The organism is 'Nostoc azollae' 0708, assembly GCF_000196515.1.
GTDB classification, from domain to species: Bacteria; Cyanobacteriota; Cyanobacteriia; order Cyanobacteriales; family Nostocaceae; genus Trichormus_B; species Trichormus_B azollae.
On the sequence record NC_014248.1, the window covers coordinates 910404 to 930518 of the forward strand.

General features: G+C 41.2%; 17 protein-coding genes. 8 read left to right on the forward strand and 9 right to left on the reverse strand.

Annotation, left to right across the window (positions count from 1 at the left end; all coding sequences use genetic code 11):
- Positions 1–33 precede the first annotated feature (33 nt).
- Both AAZO_RS04145 and hetZ read right to left on the reverse strand, forming a co-directional pair.
- Positions 34–903 (reverse strand): hypothetical protein, encoded by an 870-nt coding sequence (locus AAZO_RS04145; RefSeq protein ID WP_013190288.1) that lies wholly within the window; start codon positions 901–903, stop codon positions 34–36.
- A gap of 149 nt (positions 904–1052) precedes the next feature.
- Positions 1053–2243, reverse strand: coding sequence for a heterocyst differentiation protein HetZ (gene hetZ, locus AAZO_RS04150; RefSeq protein WP_013190289.1), 1191 nt, complete (start codon positions 2241–2243; stop codon positions 1053–1055).
- Positions 2244–2414: 171 nt separating this feature from the next.
- Between hetZ and AAZO_RS04155 the strand changes: the two genes are divergently transcribed.
- On the forward strand, positions 2415–2891 hold the full coding sequence (locus AAZO_RS04155) for a hypothetical protein (RefSeq protein ID WP_013190290.1): 477 nt from the start codon (positions 2415–2417) through the stop codon (positions 2889–2891).
- A gap of 70 nt (positions 2892–2961) precedes the next feature.
- Here AAZO_RS04155 and sds read toward each other — a convergent pair whose 3' ends face one another.
- The gene (sds, locus tag AAZO_RS04160; RefSeq protein ID WP_013190291.1) at positions 2962–3933 is read right to left on the reverse strand and encodes a solanesyl diphosphate synthase; all 972 of its coding nucleotides are present in this window, start codon (positions 3931–3933) and stop codon (positions 2962–2964) included.
- Positions 3934–4931: 998 nt separating this feature from the next.
- On the opposite strand from sds, the gene AAZO_RS04165 reads away from it, so the two are divergent.
- Positions 4932–5129 carry a hypothetical protein gene (locus AAZO_RS04165; protein WP_013190292.1) on the forward strand — a complete coding sequence of 66 codons (198 nt, stop codon included), beginning with the start codon at positions 4932–4934 and terminating at the stop codon, positions 5127–5129.
- Positions 5130–5175: 46 nt separating this feature from the next.
- On the opposite strand, the gene murI is transcribed toward AAZO_RS04165, so the two are convergent.
- From murI to AAZO_RS04185, 4 genes are all read right to left on the reverse strand, one after another.
- Positions 5176–6030, reverse strand: a complete 855-nt coding sequence (gene murI / locus AAZO_RS04170) for a glutamate racemase (RefSeq protein ID WP_013190293.1) — start codon at positions 6028–6030, stop codon at positions 5176–5178.
- Positions 6031–6177: 147 nt separating this feature from the next.
- Positions 6178–8073 (reverse strand): N-acetylmuramoyl-L-alanine amidase, encoded by a 1896-nt coding sequence (locus tag AAZO_RS04175; protein WP_013190294.1) that lies wholly within the window; start codon positions 8071–8073, stop codon positions 6178–6180.
- 320 nt (positions 8074–8393) lie between these two features.
- Entirely contained in the window at positions 8394–10253 is a 1860-nt protein-coding gene (locus AAZO_RS04180; protein ID WP_013190295.1) for an N-acetylmuramoyl-L-alanine amidase, read from the reverse strand.
- 791 nt (positions 10254–11044) lie between these two features.
- Positions 11045–12427, reverse strand: coding sequence for a cation:proton antiporter (locus AAZO_RS04185; RefSeq protein WP_041639454.1), 1383 nt, complete (start codon positions 12425–12427; stop codon positions 11045–11047).
- Positions 12428–12905: 478 nt separating this feature from the next.
- Here AAZO_RS04185 and AAZO_RS04190 point away from each other — a divergent pair, with 478 nt between their 5' ends.
- A complete protein-coding gene (locus AAZO_RS04190; RefSeq protein ID WP_013190297.1) occupies positions 12906–13652 on the forward strand; it encodes an SIMPL domain-containing protein in 747 nt (248 codons plus the stop codon).
- A 71-nt stretch (positions 13653–13723) separates the two neighbouring features.
- Here the strand turns inward: AAZO_RS04190 and AAZO_RS04195 are convergent, their stop codons facing one another.
- On the reverse strand, positions 13724–14086 hold the full coding sequence (locus AAZO_RS04195; RefSeq protein WP_013190298.1) for a single-stranded DNA-binding protein: 363 nt from the start codon (positions 14084–14086) through the stop codon (positions 13724–13726).
- Between the two features lie 441 nt (positions 14087–14527).
- On the opposite strand from AAZO_RS04195, the gene AAZO_RS04200 reads away from it, so the two are divergent.
- From AAZO_RS04200 to ribD, 4 genes are all read left to right on the forward strand, one after another.
- Entirely contained in the window at positions 14528–15535 is a 1008-nt protein-coding gene (locus AAZO_RS04200) for a rod shape-determining protein (RefSeq protein ID WP_013190299.1), read from the forward strand.
- 92 nt (positions 15536–15627) lie between these two features.
- Complete coding sequence (gene mreC, locus AAZO_RS04205) at positions 15628–16425, forward strand: rod shape-determining protein MreC (RefSeq protein WP_013190300.1); 798 nt, start codon at positions 15628–15630, stop codon at positions 16423–16425.
- A gap of 134 nt (positions 16426–16559) precedes the next feature.
- Positions 16560–17195, forward strand: a complete 636-nt coding sequence (gene mreD / locus AAZO_RS04210) for a rod shape-determining protein MreD (protein WP_013190301.1) — start codon at positions 16560–16562, stop codon at positions 17193–17195.
- 44 nt (positions 17196–17239) lie between these two features.
- On the forward strand, positions 17240–18367 hold the full coding sequence (gene ribD / locus AAZO_RS04215) for a bifunctional diaminohydroxyphosphoribosylaminopyrimidine deaminase/5-amino-6-(5-phosphoribosylamino)uracil reductase RibD (RefSeq protein ID WP_013190302.1): 1128 nt from the start codon (positions 17240–17242) through the stop codon (positions 18365–18367).
- Positions 18368–18436: 69 nt separating this feature from the next.
- Here ribD and AAZO_RS04220 read toward each other — a convergent pair whose 3' ends face one another.
- A complete protein-coding gene (locus AAZO_RS04220; RefSeq protein ID WP_013190303.1) occupies positions 18437–18655 on the reverse strand; it encodes a hypothetical protein in 219 nt (72 codons plus the stop codon).
- Positions 18656–19280: 625 nt separating this feature from the next.
- On the opposite strand from AAZO_RS04220, the gene AAZO_RS42180 reads away from it, so the two are divergent.
- A complete protein-coding gene (locus tag AAZO_RS42180; RefSeq protein WP_338027026.1) occupies positions 19281–20045 on the forward strand; it encodes a DNA phosphorothioation-associated putative methyltransferase in 765 nt (254 codons plus the stop codon).
- Positions 20046–20115: the final 70 nt, after the last annotated feature.

Consider the following 20115-nt stretch of genomic DNA (forward strand, 5'->3'; position numbering starts at 1 on the left):
ATCAACTGAGAGTGCTGGCAGCAGTAACTAGGATTACATCATGAGATTAATCGCCAAGAACAGAGGTTGTTCTTCTATTTCTGGACATTCAACTTCCAGAGTATAGGTTTTATTGGCGCGTTCACAGAATAATTCCACACTAGGATTGGCTAAATTCGCAGATTCTGCTACTACCTCCCCTGTGCCAGGAGCATTACCTCCAGCACTAGTGCTGCCAATCACTTGGGTACTATTTCCGTGCAGTTTCAAAACGCCTGAAGTGGGTAACTCACCATGAACACATAACTTCGTTTTCTGACCCAAAGCTTGTAATTCTACTCGAATACTCAGAGTTCCAGCGTTAGTTTGCCATTGTTTCTCAATCACCGGATTAGTAAAAGAAATTGGCAACGTCAGATTTTCCAGCAGTTGTTTAGCTGCTATTAACGACAACGCCATTTGTTGACGTGGTTGTAAATCTGAATAATCACTCTGAATATTGGGTATAGTCTCCAGCGCATCGACAGAGCGATAGGAAGTTCTGAGTACCAATCCAGCTAAATCATTAATTAACTGGTAATCTTCCGGAAAAAGGCTTTCTACTGCCTGAACCAGCTTAGGTCCTAAAGGCAGAGAAGATGTCAGTAATAACTGACACTTTTCCATTAATTGTTGAAAAATTTTATCTGGTAAAGAAACTGGCAGATTGAGCTTGGATTGCTGTGCCAACCACCCCCAGGCAGGAACTAAGGCAATCGACGGCTCTTCCACAAATTCTGGATAATCTATTAACTGGCTTTCCCAAGGGAATAAAGGTGGGTGGTTTTGGATTTCGACTTGTAACCGACGCTTGAGGACGGCTTGAAAACGTTCTTGCACAGTAGGAATTTCTCCTAGTTGAAAGGTTAGGGGTTGTCCTCCCAACTCTGCCTTACCACTTAATAATGTAGCGGCTTCCTTGAGAGGGTCTTCTACCCCATCAATTTTCTCATACTCTACCGAGGGATGCTCGCCGGTTTGACATTATTTGTCAAGCTCCTACGAGTTACTGGTATTGTAAGGGTTGTGAGTCACTATTCATGGGTAGATGCACCAGATCCGGACACAAATGAGTTACGAATTTCCCAAGCTTGTTCCAAAATCTTAAACCACCGTTTTTGCAGTTGTGCCATTGACAAGCCTAAAGTTTTGGCAATAGCTTCGTCAGACTGTCCTTGTTGCTTCAAATCTAACAAAGACCGCTGTTTATCGTCCAACTTTCCTGTGTAGACTTGCCATTGGTGGGGAGTTAATCCTAAATTAGTGGGTAAAGAAACTTCCAACCATTCATGAACTAATTCCCAACGATGCAAAAGTGCAAACCGAATTAAATGATACTTAAAACGCTGTTGTAAGTAATCTCGTTGACGCGGAGTTAAACCCAAAACTGACTCAATCTCTTGTGCTGATAAATCCTGGAGACGGAGAGAGAAATAATCAGCACAGTCCGATTGTTGTCTTTGTTCGAGATAATTCATTAATTCGGTAACTACAACAGAACGCAAAGTATCTTCTTCCGGTTCGGCTTCTGCTTGCATAGCCATAGCAGAACGCAATTGTTGCACAGCTGGTTCTTCCCAAAAACTGTCAGTTTCATTACCACTGCCTTCGGCCGCTTGCTCTATATCCACACTAGTTTCTGGGGGCTGTTGTTGCGAAAAAGTTTGCGCTCGCAGAATAATTAGCTGTTGCTGACGGCCGGGTAAGGGAATACGACGTTTGCCATAGCGTTCTGTAAATGCCATGTACTCGGCTAATTCTAGTAGGGTTTGGGGGCGATAGGTAGGTTCTTGTTGGTTCTCCCTACGAAAAGCATTTAGTGCCTCCAGATAAAAATTCTGAAGAAAATCTTCTATGATAGTCAGCCGCCCTTGATAGCTCAATTGCTTCTGAGGAGGATTAATGTAACGATAAATTATGGCACTTAATGTACTGTGTAGTTCCACCCTGCTACGATTCGACCCCAGCTGATAATACCGAAGGCATTGTTGTAGCCGATGTCGAGCTAGGGTCATGGCAGAGCTTTCTATGTCACCAGAAGCTTGAATGCGTTTACTTTCATTGCAAATCCGCAGGACTTCACCCGTAATTCGCAATGCCACGTCGCGGCAATTCTTGTGAGTAGCCTTGGTTGACTGCTGTAGTTCTTTCAATAGAAATTGAAATATAACCTCCACGCCGATAGATTTGTCTCCCTGAGTAGTTGCAGTTGCGGCTGAATTCATAGTCAGAATTTGAAAAAGACCCTAACATACTTAAACACAACCTGTAGGGCTGTGGGTGTTAGCTTAATAGATTTTGCGTATCAGCTAATCAGTTATCAGTTATTATGTTCCCCCTGCTCCCTGTTCCCTAATTTAATATTTTGGACATCAATCAGAAACCATTTACAAGTCATGACTGATCTAGAAGCACAAATTCAATTATTGATTGACAATGCACCTCATGATGGTAAGACACCAGAACTTGTGGCTACAATTGCTCCGGCTCTGAGAGCGATCGCTCAAAAGTTACGCCACTCTCAATACTATATTCTCCAGAATTTGCAGGAAAGGTGGATTTTAACTACATTAAGCAACAAGGAAAATCCAAAATTGGAGAAGCACGTAGTTTACGCCTTTCCTAGATTACAGGATATTTCCCTCTCTTCATCTGCTGGGCTTAACCCTCAAGTAGCAGGTAAAGCCATTCCTGTAATTAATATTTTGTTTCAACTGGTAGCATTAGAACCAGTAGATAGTATAGTTTTTTTTGAGACTCCTGGCAGGACCAGTAACCCTATTGAAGTGCAGCGAACTGAGTTAAAAAACCTGATTCAGCAGTGCCTGCAACCGCAAAAACCCAATCAACAAGTGCCTCCCAATCTCGCTTGAACCAATTTCAGATTTTAGATTTTGGATTTGGGATTGAACTTAAAATCTAAAATCTAAAATCCAAAATTCCCTAATAAAGTCGACTCAGTACATAATCAGTCATGTTAATTAGTGCTTGCCGTGATTCTGAGGGTTCTAGCGTGGCAATCTGTTCACCAGATGCTTTAGCATGGTGAGCAGCTAATTCTCTGGCCTTCTGTATGCCTTGACTATCTAAAATCAGCCCTACTGCTTGCTCTAAGTCCCCTTCTTGGGCAAGCTCTCTTTCAATCAGAACTTCTAGGTAAGGTTGTTCTTTCAAGGCAAATAGCACTGGTGCAGTTAGATTACCGCTTTTAAGATCCGATCCGGCTGGCTTACCCAATGTATCTGTCGAACCGGTGAAATCTAGAATATCATCTACTATTTGGAATGCCAGACCAAGATGCTTACCATAGTTATACAAATTTTCAGCACTCTTTTGTGAAACTTCACTGAGTAAGCCAGCAGCTTTAGAACTGTTAGCAATTAATGAGGCTGTTTTGTAATAGCTCTTCTTGAGGTACGTTTCTGTAGAAAGATTTGTATCAAAACGATTCAAACCCTGTTGAATCTCCCCTGCGGCCAAATCCATGATCACTTCTGAAAGCAGTTTGACCACGTCCAAATTGTCCAGATTAGCTAAATACCAGGAAGATTGAGCAAAAAGGAAATCTCCTGCTAATACAGCAATCCGATTTCCAAACAAACTATGAACTGTAGGCACACCACGCCGTACATTAGATTCATCGACTACATCATCATGTACCAAACTGGCTGTGTGAATCATCTCCGTAATCTCCGCCAAGCGTCGATGACGGGGTGTAATGTCTTTTTCTAGCATGGTTGCCCGCGATATCAGTAGCACTATTGCTGGCCTGATACGCTTGCCCCCAGCTCCGAATAAATGCTCGGCAGCTGCATAGAGGATGGGGTGGCGATTTCCAACTAGCTGTGTGAGGTTATCTGCTAGTATTCGCAGGTCTGCTTCCACAGGGGTAAACAGAGAGGTGGCTGGGGTCATGGATGGGCGGACTCTGACTTAGGTTACGAAAGTTTACATATCCTTTACTCATTTTAAGATAAACCATAGCCAGCGCAAAGTTTTCATCTGGAACTCCCATGTCCCACTTTTCAGATTAGTACAAATAACTTCCCTTGTCATCTGGGTCAAAACGAAGGTTAATTAACAGTAGGCGAAAAGTTAACAATTACTACCTAAGTAGGTAGACGTAAATAATCATAACTATATTAAGAATGCTTCAAGGGTAAAGGGAAAACCTTTACCCTTGAAGCATTCTCCTTATCCCCTACAAAATTCTACATAGTTCAGCTTATCCATTGTGCTGGTGTATTTAGATATACAACGTTACGTTTTATAATTTCCCTTTAACCTTTTTTTATTGATAATTTTTCGCGCACTATGAAAAATTAGAAAAGCTTGTGTGTCAACATTGAGAAAATTTGAAATTTAGTCTAGAAGTTAGCTAAAAATGCAGGTCTGTTGTGTTACGCTAGATTATAGGAATTTTAAATCTTTTCAGATATTCACTCCCAAGAAAGTAAAACATCTTTAGGTGATATTACTCATTGGACTTGTGAGTCTAAAATAACCAGTTGCCGACAGAATGAAGGGAATGATTCCTGATTGTTTGATGTCCGGCCAGAAGACCTCTTTGGTTGGATTATGTGTTTCCTGTGCGGGAAGCCACTACACTCATTAATCTTAAGTTGAGTATGGGTGTAGGTCTTACTTGATTGGTGTGAGGGTAAATAACGCAGACTGGGTAGACTGCTGAGGAGTGCAGTTTAAAATTGCTGTTTAGCAATTTTACTGCTGTCGGATGTGTGGTCTGCGAACAAGCAAATTAAATAATAAATTGCTTGACCGGAGAGGATAATGACTCTACTGGTTGGCTTTCCGTAGCCAACTACAGCAATGAAGCACACTCTTGATTTGCTGAAGTTCTGCTATTTTCGTATGAAATTTTATCTTCTTTTGAAAGCAGAGTTGGTAGAACAATGATTTATGGAAATATGCCTATGATGATATTTATTTTAGCTTCTGGATATTTATTTACTGTCTACTTATTATTAGCATTAGCAAAACGAACAGGTAGAAATAATGTTATTAAAAGTAGGAATTGTGTTATCCAGGAACAGCACAAGCAGGAAAGAGGGTTAAGAACAAAGGTGACTGAGGTAGCTAATAGCCAATAACATAGGTCATTGGTTAATGTTTTGACCAATGACCTATGACGAATGACTATGAGACTGTGGCATCAGTCAGGTAGACCTGCTCTACCAGAGGAGTGTAGCCTAACCACTGTAATCCCGACTGAGCAAACTGTTGTGGACAACCACTGACAGCAAAGCGAGTAGGCATTGGTAAGCGAGTATTTCTGATGCTTAATAGGTCTAACTCTTGAGCGCAAGCTGCCACAACATGAACAGATGGGTCAACTAATTTAACATAGGAAGGGAGGAGCGCTCCCAATACAGGTGCCAAATGTGGATAATGGGTACAACCATAAACTAAAGTATCAATTTCCTGTTTTATTAAAGGTTCTAGATAGGATTTAGCTACTTCTGTGGTGTAGGGGTCATGGATGCGATTTTGTTCAATTAGTGGCACAAATTCTGGACAACTAACTTGCCAGACTTGAACATCAGGTTGTATTTCCATAATAGCCTGACGGTAGGCATTGCTTTTAGCAGTAGCTGGAGTAGCAATGACACCAATTCGTTTGCCTTGCTGTACTGCGGCTCTTGCTCCTGGCAACACTACTCCGAGAATGGGGAAGTCAAATTCTTGGCGGACATTTTCTAGAGCTAGGGCAGAACTGGTATTACAAGCCATAATTACCATTTTCACCCGTTGCTGCTGCATCCACTTCAGTATTTCCCTCACATATTGTAAAATTTCTGCTTGTGAACGAATACCATAAGGCAGGTGAGCAGTATCTCCAAAGTAAATAATAGATTCATTGGGAAGCTGCTTATAAATTTGTCGTAATACCGTTAGACCTCCGACACCACTATCAAACACCCCAATGGCAGGTTGAGAGTTTTGGTCAGAAAAATCGTCAAAATTACCTTCAAAAATGGAAGATGAATACACAGGCAAATAATATTGATTTAGAGTTTGCTATTTAAAATACAGAATTTAGCAGACAATCTGATAATTGACTACTTTTGATAGGAAATAGGTTATGGGGTGTAGGGTGTAGGGATTGTTGAATTCATTTCTTCCCAGTCCCCTATTTTTTCATCTTTGCCTTAAGTATTGGAGAATACCACGAGCGATCGCATCAGCCATCCGACTTTGGTATTCTGGTGATCCTAAGCGAGGATTATCCTCACGACCTGTCATATAGCCTGTTTCCACTAAAATTGCGGGCATAGTATTTTTTCTAAGCACATAAAATCTGGCTTTGCGCGTTCCCCTATCTTTGATAGTACTGATATCTTGGAGAATAGTCTTGCGAACAACTTCTGCTAAATCATAACCACTGTCGTAATAATATACTTCTAATCCATTTACATCAGGACGACTATCAACAGAATTAGCGTGAATGCTAACAAACAAAATAGCATTTACTCGCTTGGCTATATCTACCCGCCCTTGCAGCTCCACAAAAAAGTCAGCATCTCGCGTCATTACAGCTTGTACGCCATTTCGCTCCAAAATTGCAGCCACTCTCCTACCAATTGGCAGAATCACATCTTTTTCTAATAGCCCACCTATACCGGGAGCCCCAGAGTCCTTACCACCATGTCCGGGGTCAATAACGACTATTAATTTGCCTCTGGGAACTGATAAACGGGGCTGTTGAGGTGGTTGAGGATTTTCTTCAATAGATGGTAGCTGTCCTCTAGTTCCTGGTAAGGGAGACAGAGTAATAGGAGGTTGTAAACGACGGGAGTTTTGTAATTGCAGAGCTAAAATTTGTTCTCCCACTTGGTTGAGTTCGCCAATTTGTACACCCGATGCAGGTTGAACTAATACAACTACATTGTTAGGCACTTGTGGTTGGAAACGCACCCTAAGAACAGGACTATTCGCATCAAAAGCAGGCCCTTGTACTCTACTAGCTAACTTCGCATTAGGAATAATAATGCGAAATAAACCAGAACTTCTATCCCAACCACCTGTAGCAGATACAGATTGGTTAGCTTTAATTAGTAATTGCGTGCCATTAGCAGCCAATTCCACAGCCTGAATTGTCGCCGGAGAGTTACTGAGAATTTGTGTAGAGGGTTGACTGTCTGGTAATCTGGTGAAACGATTAGGCAGTACCACAAAACCGTCATTACCACTACTTATTGCTCGCCAATCGGCGCTGTTGCTATCTACCTGCAAAGTGATGCGAACAGTAGGGGTTCTACTTGAGACTTGGGTAAATTGAATGCGCCTAACACCATAGCGATTAATTAACAAATCTCGTTGTCTTAGATTTGATGATAAAGCTGCCCCTGTAATTTCTAGATTTATAGTTCGGTTATCTGGGCTGCGATTAACCTGTATTTGAGGTTTTCCACCACTAATACGAATAAAAAAACCATCCCCTGTGACTTGCAAATTCTCAATTTGAGTAACCCTTCCTGTGGGACTGATAGCCACTTCTTGATTAGGCAGGGTGACAGGAGATGTTGTCACCATATTGTAAGTATTGCTGGTGGTGGCTGCTGGAGTAAAGGGTGATTGAGGGGGTATAAATGCAGGTGTTTCTGTTGCTTGTTCGCCTACATTTCCAGAGGAACGAAGTGCTTGAGCTATTATTTGTGGTAATTCTACTAGCCAGCGACTGCCAGTATTGGCTGTAAATTTTACTAAATTGGGGTCTAGAGTATAACGTGGCACCAGTTCTACAACTAGGCGTGTGGTTTGTTCGTCAAACTGTCCAATGCGGAGAGCGCGAATTGCTCCACCTACTTGTTGGGTTAGCTGCGGACGGCCAAAGGTAGTACCTGGCAAATCAATTACTAACCGAGTCGGGTTAAAGATCAGTTGTGCTTGAGGTTGGACAGGACTAGATGTGTTAATTTCTAGTCGATTTTTATTGGTATCAAACCGCCAGGATTCTAATCTTGCAGCCATTGCGGGCGATGATAGCATGAAGATAGTTCCAACACTGCTGGGTATTAACCAATGTAGTTTCACAGTCATTTCTCCTGATTCGCATTCATGGGAGTCGTCAATATCTCAACATCTTGGCAAATCCTCACACCTCTACCGCCCAAACTTTGGCTTTGTGGTGGTATCGGGATACAACTAACTAATGGCGTCAAATTATAGCATATACTCAGAATTTTGCCATGCTATGAGCATAGACCAATTTAACGTGCAAAGCATTAGATTACAGCAAAAAATAGCTATCAAAATTAGCTTTACGCATTCATCAGTTGTAGGGGTTCAGCATTCATTGCTAAACCCCTACTGCCAGTTGTTACTTTTCACTTCCTGTCTTGAAGCTTCATGACTTATCTTTGCCTTAAGTATTGGAGAATACCTTGAGCGATCGCTTCTGCCATTTGATTTTGATAAGCTGAAGTGCTGAGCTTGGCTGCATCCTCTCTGCCTGTTACATAACCTGTTTCTACTAAAATTGAGGGCATAGAACTTTTTCTAAGAACATAAAATCTAGCTTTTCGGACTCTCCTATCCTTGATATTGAGACTTTGAAGAATTCTATTGTGGACAGTTCTAGCCAACCTCAATCCGTTGTCGTAATAATACGTTTCCAAGCCACTAATTTCGGGACGGTTTGCACCCGCTGAATTAGCATGGATGCTTACAAATACATCAGCGTTAGCTCGTTCTGCCATTTCTACTCGTCCTGGGAGGCTGACAAAGTAGTCAGAATCTCTTGTCATTACTGCTTGTACGCCATTTTGCTGCAAAATTGCTGCCACTCTCCTACCAATTGGTAAAATTATATCTTTTTCCTCTAAGCCACTGATACCAATTGCTCCTGGGTCTTTACCACCGTGTCCGGGGTCGATGACCACCAATAATTTTCCTTTGGGAACAATGGAACGGATACGGGGCTGGGGAGTTCTGATATTTGGGTTTGGCAGTTCTACATTATTGGGTGATGGTAACGGAGGTAAACTAATTGGAGGTCTGACTTGACGATATCGTTGTAATTGTAGAGCTAAAAGTTGATTGCCGACCTGGTTGAGTTCTCCAATTGTAACTCCTGAAGCTGGTTGGACAAAAATAATTACTGTGTTGGGGGCTTGCGGTTGCAAACGCACCCTAAGGACAGGGCTATTGGCATTAAAAGTTGGCCCTTGGACTCTGGGAGCTAATTTAGCATTAGGAATGGTGATGCGAAATAGTCCAGAACTTCTATGCCAACTACCTTGAGCAGATAAAGTTTGGTCGGACTTAATCAGTAGTTGTGTATTATTACCAGCTAATTCTACAGACTCAATGGTAGCTGGGGAGTTAGTAACGATTGGGTTTTCAGAGGTGATAATAGGTCTTGATGAATTAAGACTTTGAGGTAAGCGGACAACACCTTTGCTCGGTAGTAGCACCAGTCCAGCAACACTACTTGTACTTGCTTGCCAATCGGGACTACTTTTATCCACCCGTAATGTGAATCTGACACTGCTTGGTCTTGTTCGCAGTTGGGTAAATTCGAGGCGGCTAACACCATGCTCATTGATGGGTAAATCTTTTTGGGACAGCAGTGGTGATAAAGTAGCGGGGGCAATATCCATGAATATGGTGGTGCGATCAAGGCTACGATTGACTTGAACTTGAGGATTGCCACCGCTGGTGCGAATAAAAAACCCGTCTCCTGTGCTTTGTAATTTCTGAATTTGGGTTATGCCGGTTGAGATGGTGGTTGCTGGGGAAAATTCAAGTTTAGGCTGGGATTCTATGGTTGCTAAACTATAAGTGTTATTATTTTTATTGCTGGTCGGGGATAGTAGTTGTTCTGCTTCTAATTTTGGTAATTGTACTGTCCATCGTTTAGCAGTTATGGGGACAAATTTGATTTGTTTGGGGTCGAGGGTATAACCAGGTGCGAGTTCAACTACTAAGCGGGCTGTTGTTTTTTCAAACTGGCCAACTCGAATTGACCGAATACTTCCACCTATTGGTTGTGTTAACTGCGATCGCCCGAATTGAGTGTTGGGCAAATCAATTACCAATCGAGTTGGGTTAAAAATTAATTGTGCTTGGGGTTGTACCGGACCGGAAGAGTTAATTTCTAATCTGTTTTGATTTTTATCAAACCGCCAAGATTCCAACTTTGCAGCTAAAGTTGGCGAAGATAGTAGTAAAACAGTTCCAAAAGTACCGGGTAGTAACCACTGTAATTTCACAGTTATTTCTCCTGAATTGCATTTATAGAAGCGATCAATATCTCAAAATTTTGGCAAATTTACACACTGTCAACACTTATAACAAGTTTAAATTTTGGATGGGAGATTTTAAATTAAAATTCTCTGCTACAAGGTTATTCTCGGCAGACAAAGTTGGATATTAGAATTGTTCTGAATGAAATACAAAGGCATAATAAATGATTATTAAATAATAACTCCAGTTGCTAGTTATTCACTGTAGGTAAGAAACAAGATAATTGATCAAGAGTCAATTTATCAGTATTCAGCGGTCAGCTAATACCTAACAACAGTCTACAGCAAAGACAAGCAAAATATAGTATTGATGTTGTCCCAACTTCAATAATACTGATGAAGTCCAGTTGTTGGGTATTACTTCCTAATCTTTGAATAAATATTCAGGATATAACAGGTGAGTAGAACTAGTACCGCCGTGAATTCAAAATATCTCCTTCGGAGACGCTACGCGAACAAAATTTAAAATGAATACGGCGTGAGCTTTTCAGAGATTTTAAATTTTGAATTCACGGCGGTACTAGTTATAGCAGTATGCACTTGAAAGAGGTACAAAATTTACGTAAAAAGCCATATATAAAGAGACTTTAACTCCTAACTACTGCTATAAAATAGCAGGCACTGAGACAATAAACCAAGATATACTTGTCCATAATCAACAATGGACAAGTAAATATCAGAAGAAGACTACTTGTACTTATTTAGGCTATCCTGAGAATCTGAAGTAACTGCCAAACTCCTGTCATCATTTGCTGTTGCTAGAGTGATGATGTGTTAGAAGAACTATCTAAAGCAGCAGCTGTTTTTGGTTCGGGAAGGACGAATCTTAACAGAGGGGGAGCTAAAAAGGTAGTGAGAATTACCATCATAATTATTGCTGCAGCTAGTGGTTTTGGAAAAGCGCCACTAGCTGCACCAACACCTACAAATACTAAACCTACCTCACCTCTAGGAATCATACCCACGCCAATTGCTAGATGGTTAATTCCAGGTTGACCAAACACGGCTAAACCTGTGATCACTTTACCAAGAATGGCGACTGTAATCAGGAAGATTGCCATAATTAAGCCTTCCCGATTGCTGGGAATTACTGGGTTTAAGACTCCTAAATCAGTATTTGCCCCGACGGTGACAAAGAAAAGTGGCACCAGCATATCGGCAATGGGAATTACTTGCTTTTGCAGTTCTTTGCGTTTATCTGTTTCTTCGAGGACTAAGCCTGCTGCAAAAGCGCCAAGAATTGCTTCTAGGTGAATAATGTCGGCTAGGTAGGCCATTACAAAGGCGAAGATGAGAGCTGGTATAACCAGTTCACCGCGTGTTTTGAGTTGTTCTGTGATCGCTACAAAGGACTTACTGAAAACATTGCCCAAAACAATGGCACCGATGAGGAAAGCAGTGGCACTGATAATCAAATAAATGACATTACCTACATCCACTGCACCATCTTTCGCCAAACTGGCAACTACAGCCAGGATAATAATTCCCAATATGTCATCTATCACCGCCGCACCGAGAATAATCTGGCCTTCTTTAGAATTCAAGCGTCCTATTTCTGAAAGGACTTTGGAGGTAATACCAATACTAGTAGCAGTCAAAGCCGCACCTGCAAAAATAGCAGGTATAGCACTGATACCAAATAAAGTCATTAAACCAAAAGTACCTGCTGCAAAGGGTACTGCTACACCCACAACTGCCACAACAACGGCTTGGATACCAACTGCCATTAAGTCTTTTAAATTGGACTCCAAACCAATTTCAAATAGCAGGATAATCACACCCAGTTCTGCTAAAACAGAAACGACCTCTGACTCTGCGGCAAAAACCTGTGGCGTGGCTTCTGGAGTTAAACCAGCAGTGATTTGCAGGAAAGTCATAATTAATGAACTAGAACTGTCTGTACCACCTTCTGGGAATACCAATAGATGTAATACAGATGTGCCGATGATCACGCCACCGAGAAGTTCACCTAAGACAGGGGGCAAACCTACTTTGTTAGATAATTCGCCACCAACTTTGCTGGCGAAGTAAATTACTACTAAACTCAGCAGTACGGCTGCTACCACCATTGAACTGTCTGCTGACTCTGTGGCACTAGCCAACAGGGGAACAGTAAAATTTATTGTGCTGAAAAACTGCATTGCTTCTGTGAATATCCTTCTCTTTATTTTTACTACTCTTTTATAAAAAAGAGGCTGAAAACCCCCGAATAGAACCCTAAAAAGCCAAAAAGTTTTTACCCTTATATAGTCTTTTAAGTCGGGGATGAAATTTAGCCTCCGGTAACTTTTCCCCAGCATTACTTAAAAAAGATTCATTTTTCCATCTTAGGGGTTATAAAATTCTTGGGAGTCCTAACAGCAACAATAAATAGGACATGGGGCATTGGGCATTATTCTCAACCTCGACAACAATAGGTGGATCAGCCCTGTTAATAAATTAACGACTCTGATGTGATTTTTTTAGTTACCAAAATTGTAACCAAGCAACTTTTTGAGTTTAGCAGTGTCAAATTATAAGGAAGGAGTTCAGAATCAAGGAATTCCACTGGCTGGTTATCCTGTAACGGTTATAGCCACTACATTATAAATTAATAAGTTTTTGAGGAGTGTATATCTAATGCTTAGAAATACTTTATCTGCTTCTCGTTTTCATCCTGGTAACTTTGGGAAAAAACTGTCTTTGATTTTACTGTTATTTATGATGTTTACATTGCCTGCTTCAGCCCAAGAAAAAGAAAAATTCTGGCGGACTTTGACTGTAAGTGGTCGTGGTATGGAAGCCATTCCTACAACTTTATCACAAGTTAGTTTAGGTGTAGAAATTCAAGGAAAAACAGCCCAAGAGGTACAAAAAGAAGAGGCTCGCAGGTCATCAGATGTGGTGGCTTTCCTGAAAAGCAGAAATGTAGAAAAATTGACAACGACAGGTATTCGTCTTAACCCAGTTTATAGCTACACCAATAATGTACAGCGAATTACTGGCTATGCCGCCAGCAACTGTGTGAGTTTTCGCATTCCCACTGAGCAAGCTGGTAGATTATTGGATGAAGCTGTAAAAACTGGGGCAACACAAATTAGTGGTGTGAGTTTTGTGGCTAGTGATGAAGTGATCGCAAATGCCCAAAAACAAGCACTGAAAAAAGCTACCCAGGATGCTAAAGAGCAAGCTGAAGCTGTTCTCAGCAGTTTAGGATTACAACAGGAAGAAATACTTGGTATTCAAATTAATGGTGCAAGTGCGCCAACACCACCAATGCTACAAAGGGCTGAAGCTATGAAACTGGCTAGTGCTGATGCTTCTACCCCAATAGTTGCTGGTGAGCAGGAAGTACAAGCATCAGTAACGTTGCAAATTAGTTATTAGTCAGTAGGGGCGGGGTTATCCCGCCCCTACTGTAGTCTGTAGTAAAGAAAAAACAACTGACAACTGACAAACTAGAAATTATCTGGAGACATATCGGACATACCGCCGTCTCCGTCACGTTTAGAACCTAGTAACTCCAGTTGTTCAACGTTAATAACTGGTGAGGAACGGAGTGTACCTGTTTGGCGATCACTCCACGAATCAAATTTCAAGGAACCTTTAACCCCGATTAGGCTCCCTTTACGGACATAGTTGCCTGCAACTTCAGCGGTTTTACCCCAGAGTTCTAGATTAAACCAGTCTGGTTTATCATTGTTACGCGATCGGCGGTTGACTGCTAATGTTAATTGACATTTAACTGTACCCGACTCAAAATACTTTATATCTGGGTCTCCGCCTACACGACCAACAAGGGTGACAACATTGATGCTCATGGATTTTACCTTCAAGTACAGGTGTACTTATTTATTTTGAACTCTATAATAACCCAAGTTAGCAGTTATCCTTCTGATTCCTGAACTCCTTCTTCTCCCTTCTTAAGTTATCTTGTAAAATTCTTTAAAATATGTTAATCCTTTAGCAATATATATTATTGTTGAATCAAAAAAATGATTTAAAAATTACTTGTCATAATTGTCAAAATTATACGGTTATACTGAGTAACTTTGGAATAGAGAAAATAAGATGGCTAAAACATCCATTAAGATTGACAAAAATTATAGAAAAAAATAGTTTGGTTTGCTGGAGTCAGGCAGCAAAACATCATAAGAATCCAGCACAATAAATTCTCAGTGTTATCATTACTCACAAATTAGAACAAATAGGGGGCATAGAGACGCGTGGGCCTGTTTAGGAACTTTCGCTCATCATGGGATATGGGTATCGACCTCGGTACAGCTAATACCCTAGTTTATGTATCTGGTAAAGGAATTGTACTTCAAGAACCTTCCGTAGTTGCCATTGATCAAAATGAAAAAGTAGCACTGGCAGTAGGAGAAGATGCCAAAAAAATGCTTGGTCGGACTCCAGGCAATGTTATAGCCGTCCGTCCATTGCGTGATGGTGTTATTGCTGATTTTGATACCGCTGAATTGATGCTCAAAAGCTTTATTCAGCGAGTCAACGAGGGCAGATCCCTAATATTACCAAGGATTGTGATTGGCATTCCCAGCGGTGTTACAGGGGTAGAAAGACGAGCCGTAATGGATGCAGCTACTCAAGCGGGGGCTAGAGAAGTCTATTTAATTGATGAGCCGGTAGCAGCAGCGATTGGTGCAGGCTTACCAGTGGCTGAACCCACTGGTAACATGATCATTGATATTGGTGGTGGGACAACAGAAGTCGCTGTACTCAGTCTGCAAGGAACTGTGATTAGCGAGTCAGTACGTATTGCTGGAGATGAATTAACAGAAGCAATTATCCAGTACATGAAGAAACTTCATAACCTGGTAATTGGAGAAAGGACTGCTGAAGATATCAAAATTCGCATTGGTTCGGCCTATCCGACCAACGATGATAATGACGCAATTATGGAGGTTCGTGGCTTACACTTGCTTTCTGGCTTACCGAGAACAGTTACTATTAAAGGTGGAGAAATTCGAGAAAGTATGTTAGAGCCGCTATCAATAATTATAGAAGCGGTCAAACGGACATTAGAACGCACACCTCCCGAATTAGCAGCAGATATTATTGACCGGGGAATCATGTTAGCTGGTGGTGGCGCATTGCTTAAAGGTATAGATACCTTAATTAGTCATGAAACGGGTATTGTCACTCACATTGCTGCCGATCCCCTAAGTTGTGTTGTCTTAGGAACTGGTCGTGTGTTAGAAAACTTCAAGCAGCTAGAACGAGTATTCAGTGGTCGTTCTCGCAATATGTAACCAAAAGGTTAAAAAGATGATGGATTCTGTATCCAGGAAATATGGCATCCATTATTTATGTAGAATAAATTAGCAAGTATATACAGGTATAAATGTTTACTACACGACGTCAGTGGGAACATAAGGCATTACAAATAGGTTTGTTAACTCTGGTTGTGGGTAGTGCTTGGATGCTACGACAGACCCAGGGTGCGGTGGTAATGGAAATATATCAAGGCATTACCCGTCCTTTGCAGACGTTACAGCCAGGGATAAGTCCTGAAGATCGTATTCGTGATGCCCGGTTGTTGGAGTTACAAACGCGGATAGTTGATCTAGAAAGTCAAAACCAAAAACTGCAAAGTTTATTGGGTTACATAGAAAAAGAACCGCTGACAGAACGTCCGATTATAGCGCGGGTAGTGGGGCGCAGTGCTGACCATTGGTGGCAGCAAGTGACTTTGAATATTGGTAAAAACGCTGGAATTAAGGAAGGCTTTGTTGTCAAGGCTGATGGTGGCTTGGTAGGTTTAGTAGAAACTATTACTCCTAATACCAGTCGTGTTTTATTGGTTAGTGACTTGAAAAGTCAAGTGGGTGTTACTATTAGCCGGACATCAGCGAAGGGAGTTTTGCGTGGTGATTCTTCCGTTGAAGGAGTGCTAGAGTTTTATGAAAAAGTTCCTAATGTGAAAGTAGGAGATTTAGTTTCCACTTCCACTTATAGTCAGAAGTTTCCTGTGGGTGTGCCGGTGGGAAGAATCAAGTCTTTAGATTTAAAGAAACTTCCGGCATCAGTAGCCAAAGTTGAACTATTTCCACCCATTCGTTATTTGGATTGGGTAACTCTATATCCAAAGACAGAAAACAGAGATCCGGAAAAACCAAACGTGGAAAATAAACAGCCATAGAAGTTAAGAATTCAGGAGTCAGGTTTCAGGAGTCAGGTTTCAGGAGTCAGTATGCTGGCTGCTAAACTCCAGTCTAGATTCTGGATTCTGAGCAGAAAAATATCTTTCTTAATTCTTGAAGATTTTGTAAAACAATGAAGATTCCTGGATTTCTGGGCAACAAAAATAAGATAGCCACAAAGCCAGATCGAAAATTCAAATCTTTGATTCCGCAGTGGAAACTTTGGCATCCGCGTGTGCGTCAATTCTTGGATTGTTTCGTGACATTTGGATCTGTGCTGTTATGTTTACTAATGTTGCCTACTAGACTCCTAGGTATGGAATTATTAGGCATTGGTCCAAACTGGTTACTAATTTGGGTGGTGGCTTGGAGTGTGAAACGTTCTGTCTTTGAGGGTGCAGTAGCAGGAATTGTTTTAGGTCTACTGCAAGATGCTTTGACAGCCCCTAATCCCACCCATGCTCTGAGTTTAGGAATAGTAGGAATGTTGACGAGTCTGATTCAGAAGCAGCGTTTTATTCAAGAAGATTTTATCTCTATTGCTTTAATCGTGTTTGGGATGGCAGTTATAGCTGATACTATTTTTGCTGTGCAGTTATCTTTAATGGGTGGTAGCTGTGGGGAAGAATGCATCCGCAAAGTTGAAGATATCTGGACTTATTACCAGCGTGTTGCTTTAGCTTCGGCGATTCTTAGTAGTTTGTGGGCTCCTGTAGTTTATTATCCTCTAAATCATTGGTGGCAACAGATGAAATTAATTAGTAATTAGTAATTAGTAATTAGTAATTAGTAATTCGTAGGTGGAAAATAGGGATGTTAACCCCAACAGCAGTATCCTCAAATATGGTAGGCAGTGAATTTGACTCTCTGATGATGCAATGGTGTTTGCAACTAGCTCGGCGTGCTTTGGGTCGCACTTCACCAAATCCATTAGTGGGGGCGGTGGTTGTTCAGGATAGAGAGATTGTGGGAGAAGGGTTTCATCCCCGTGCTGGTGAACCTCATGCTGAGGTTTTTGCCCTCAGAGCAGCAGGAGAAAAGGCTCATGGAGCTACGATTTATGTCAGTCTTGAACCTTGTAATCACTATGGACGCACTCCTCCCTGTTCGGAAGGTTTGATAGCGGCTGGTATATCTAAGGTGGTGGTGGGTATGGTTGACCCTAATCCTTTGGTAGCTGGGGGTGGTATTGCGCGTTTACGTGCGGCGGGAATTGAAGTGCTGGTGGGGGTGGAAGAAGCTGCTTGTCGACAGTTGAATGAAGGTTTTATCCATCGTATTGTTCACAAACAACCTTTGGGAATTTTGAAATATGCTATGACTTTGGATGGCAAAATTGCTACTAGTTCTGGTCATAGTGCTTGGATTACAAATCCAGATGCTCGCAGTGAGGTTCATCAACTGAGGGCGGCTTGTGATGCTGTAATTGTCGGTGGAAATACTGTCAGGCAGGATAATCCTTTTTTAACTTGTCATCAATGGGATGGGAATAATCCTCTGCGGGTGGTAATGAGTCGTAGTTTGAATTTGCCAGAAGATGCTCGGTTGTGGAACGTTGCTGAAGCTCCGACTTTGGTGTTGACTGAGGTGGGCAGTTCCCCAGATTTCCAAAAGATGTTGCATGGCAAAGGTGTGGAAGTGATAGAATTGCCCTTACTGACACCAGATCATGTTATGGCTCATTTGTATGAGCTTGGTTTTTGTAGTGTGCTGTGGGAATGTGGTGGTACTTTAGCTGCTAGTGCGATCGCTCAAGGTGCAGTTCAAAAAATTTTGGCTTTTATCGCCCCCAAAATCATTGGTGGTAGTCATGCTCCCACACCAGTAGGTGACTTAGGTTTTACCACCATGACAGAGGCTTTGCGTTTAGAAAAAGTTTGTTGGCGTGTGGTGGGTTCGGACTGTTTAGTAGAAGGTTATTTGCCAGAAAAAAGTCAATAGTTAGTTGTCAGTTGTCAGTGGCAAAAGGCAAAAGTTAATTAATTTTCCCAGTCCCCAGTCCCTAGTCCCCTATGACTGTTGACGTTCATAAGCAAGATCACGGATGAGACTGAGCCGAGCGCGAATGTAGTCACAAAGAAAATCCGTTTCATTGGGGTCTAATAAGGCTTGTTTTGTGGTTTGTTTAACTAACCACTGTACCAAGCTGGCATCGTCGAGCTGCAAAAGAGTTACCGTTTGGGCGGCTTCAACTATAGACCAAAGCTGACGCATAATCGTAGGAGTCATCAGACCTCTATTAAATTATTAGCTTAGTTGTTTCCAGATTACACAATTTCGATATTAGCTGACGCAATTAATCCACAAGTTGAGACAACTATTATCAAAAACTTAATAAACAGATTTATATCTTGATAAAGATTAAGAATGGTAAATTCTGATCATTTAAGTTAACGAAAATTAACTTAACTTAGGGTTGGCTTATAGTTATTGGTCACAAAATAGAGATGTATATAATTATGACTGAGCTATTCCCTTTTTTCGGTTATTTCAATCAACATTTATATAATGTATTATGTCAATAATAATCTGAGTTTAGCAAGAATTTACTAGAGTAGATTTACTATAAATGGAGCTTAAAAAACTAGAAATAAAAGTAGTTGATCTTACAGAAAATTTCAGCAATTATATTGATAATATTTATCTGTCAGAGTGAAATAATAGCTATAATCCTGGTTCCAGGAATCTCACTTGTGGGTAAATTGACAAATCATAAATATTATTGATCAGAAAAATATCAAATCATCATTATGATAAGAAAGTTGAGATTAAAATGTCGCTTTTAAGATTATTGATCGCGGCAGTTTTCTACTATTGAGTGCAATGGTTAAGTCTGACAACAGCTTGAACACCCTTGAGGAAATTTGCCTACCTTCCTTCAGAGCAGATTGAGGTTGGTGCGATCACTTCGCTCTCTTCGAGACGCTCCGGGAACCCCGCAGGCATGGCGGCTTATTGCTACAACAGCCACTTTGGTAAACTTTTACCTGATGCTTTTTACATCGATATTTTGGCACTGCATACCCTTGATATATACCTTCAGAAATATGAAAACCGCGCTCGCAGTACTGTACCTCAAGGGGAGAAGGCAACACTAGTTAAATTTACCACTACTAAACCCAAGATTTCCTACTTGTTTTATCCTGATTTTGAGACTGATGCTCATCCAGCGTTACAAGCGAGTATTCAAGTTGACGTAGAAACTGTCACTGTTAACTATCGAGATTATAGAGACACAGAAAATCCTCCTATTCGCCATCGGAAAGAAACTTTTGTTACTCCTGATTATCCTATTTACGAAGAATTTGCGGCCTTAACACGCGCTCAAGAGGCTTTAGGTTTGCTAGATAACACTAGAGGTACTGGTACAAGGTCGGGTTGGGAAAAGCGGTTACAAGCTTATGGTGTAGAAATACAGCGACATAGCTTGATTCAAAAACCTATAAATTTTATTGCCGCTAATTTAATCCCAAAAATAGAAAGACATAAAGCGGCTATTGTTCGTCATGATTTATCCCGTCCTGTGCGGTTAGCTTTGGATGCTGGTTTGTTTAGTCCAGAAACTACGTTTTTTGATTATCGTTGTGGACATGGTGGTGATGTGAACCAGATTGCGTAACAGGGTTATATTAGTTCCGGCTGGGACCCTTATTATTCACCAGAAACTCCCTGTAGATCTGCGGATGTTG

What these genes read in the sequence shown, in the direction of transcription:
- hetZ (WP_013190289.1), bottom strand. Translation starts at nt 2,243, where the DNA reads ATGAATTCAGCCGCAACTGCAACTACTCAGGGAGACAAATCTATCGGC.
- AAZO_RS04155 (WP_013190290.1), top strand. Translation starts at nt 2,415, where the DNA reads ATGACTGATCTAGAAGCACAAATTCAATTATTGATTGACAATGCACCT.
- sds (WP_013190291.1), bottom strand. Translation starts at nt 3,933, where the DNA reads ATGACCCCAGCCACCTCTCTGTTTACCCCTGTGGAAGCAGACCTGCGA.
- AAZO_RS04165 (WP_013190292.1), top strand. Translation starts at nt 4,932, where the DNA reads ATGATTTATGGAAATATGCCTATGATGATATTTATTTTAGCTTCTGGA.
- AAZO_RS04185 (WP_041639454.1), bottom strand. Translation starts at nt 12,427, where the DNA reads ATGCAGTTTTTCAGCACAATAAATTTTACTGTTCCCCTGTTGGCTAGT.
- AAZO_RS04190 (WP_013190297.1), top strand. Translation starts at nt 12,906, where the DNA reads ATGCTTAGAAATACTTTATCTGCTTCTCGTTTTCATCCTGGTAACTTT.
- AAZO_RS04195 (WP_013190298.1), bottom strand. Translation starts at nt 14,086, where the DNA reads ATGAGCATCAATGTTGTCACCCTTGTTGGTCGTGTAGGCGGAGACCCA.
- AAZO_RS04200 (WP_013190299.1), top strand. Translation starts at nt 14,528, where the DNA reads ATGGGTATCGACCTCGGTACAGCTAATACCCTAGTTTATGTATCTGGT.
- mreC (WP_013190300.1), top strand. Translation starts at nt 15,628, where the DNA reads ATGTTTACTACACGACGTCAGTGGGAACATAAGGCATTACAAATAGGT.
- mreD (WP_013190301.1), top strand. Translation starts at nt 16,560, where the DNA reads ATGAAGATTCCTGGATTTCTGGGCAACAAAAATAAGATAGCCACAAAG.
- ribD (WP_013190302.1), top strand. Translation starts at nt 17,240, where the DNA reads ATGTTAACCCCAACAGCAGTATCCTCAAATATGGTAGGCAGTGAATTT.
- AAZO_RS04220 (WP_013190303.1), bottom strand. Translation starts at nt 18,655, where the DNA reads ATGACTCCTACGATTATGCGTCAGCTTTGGTCTATAGTTGAAGCCGCC.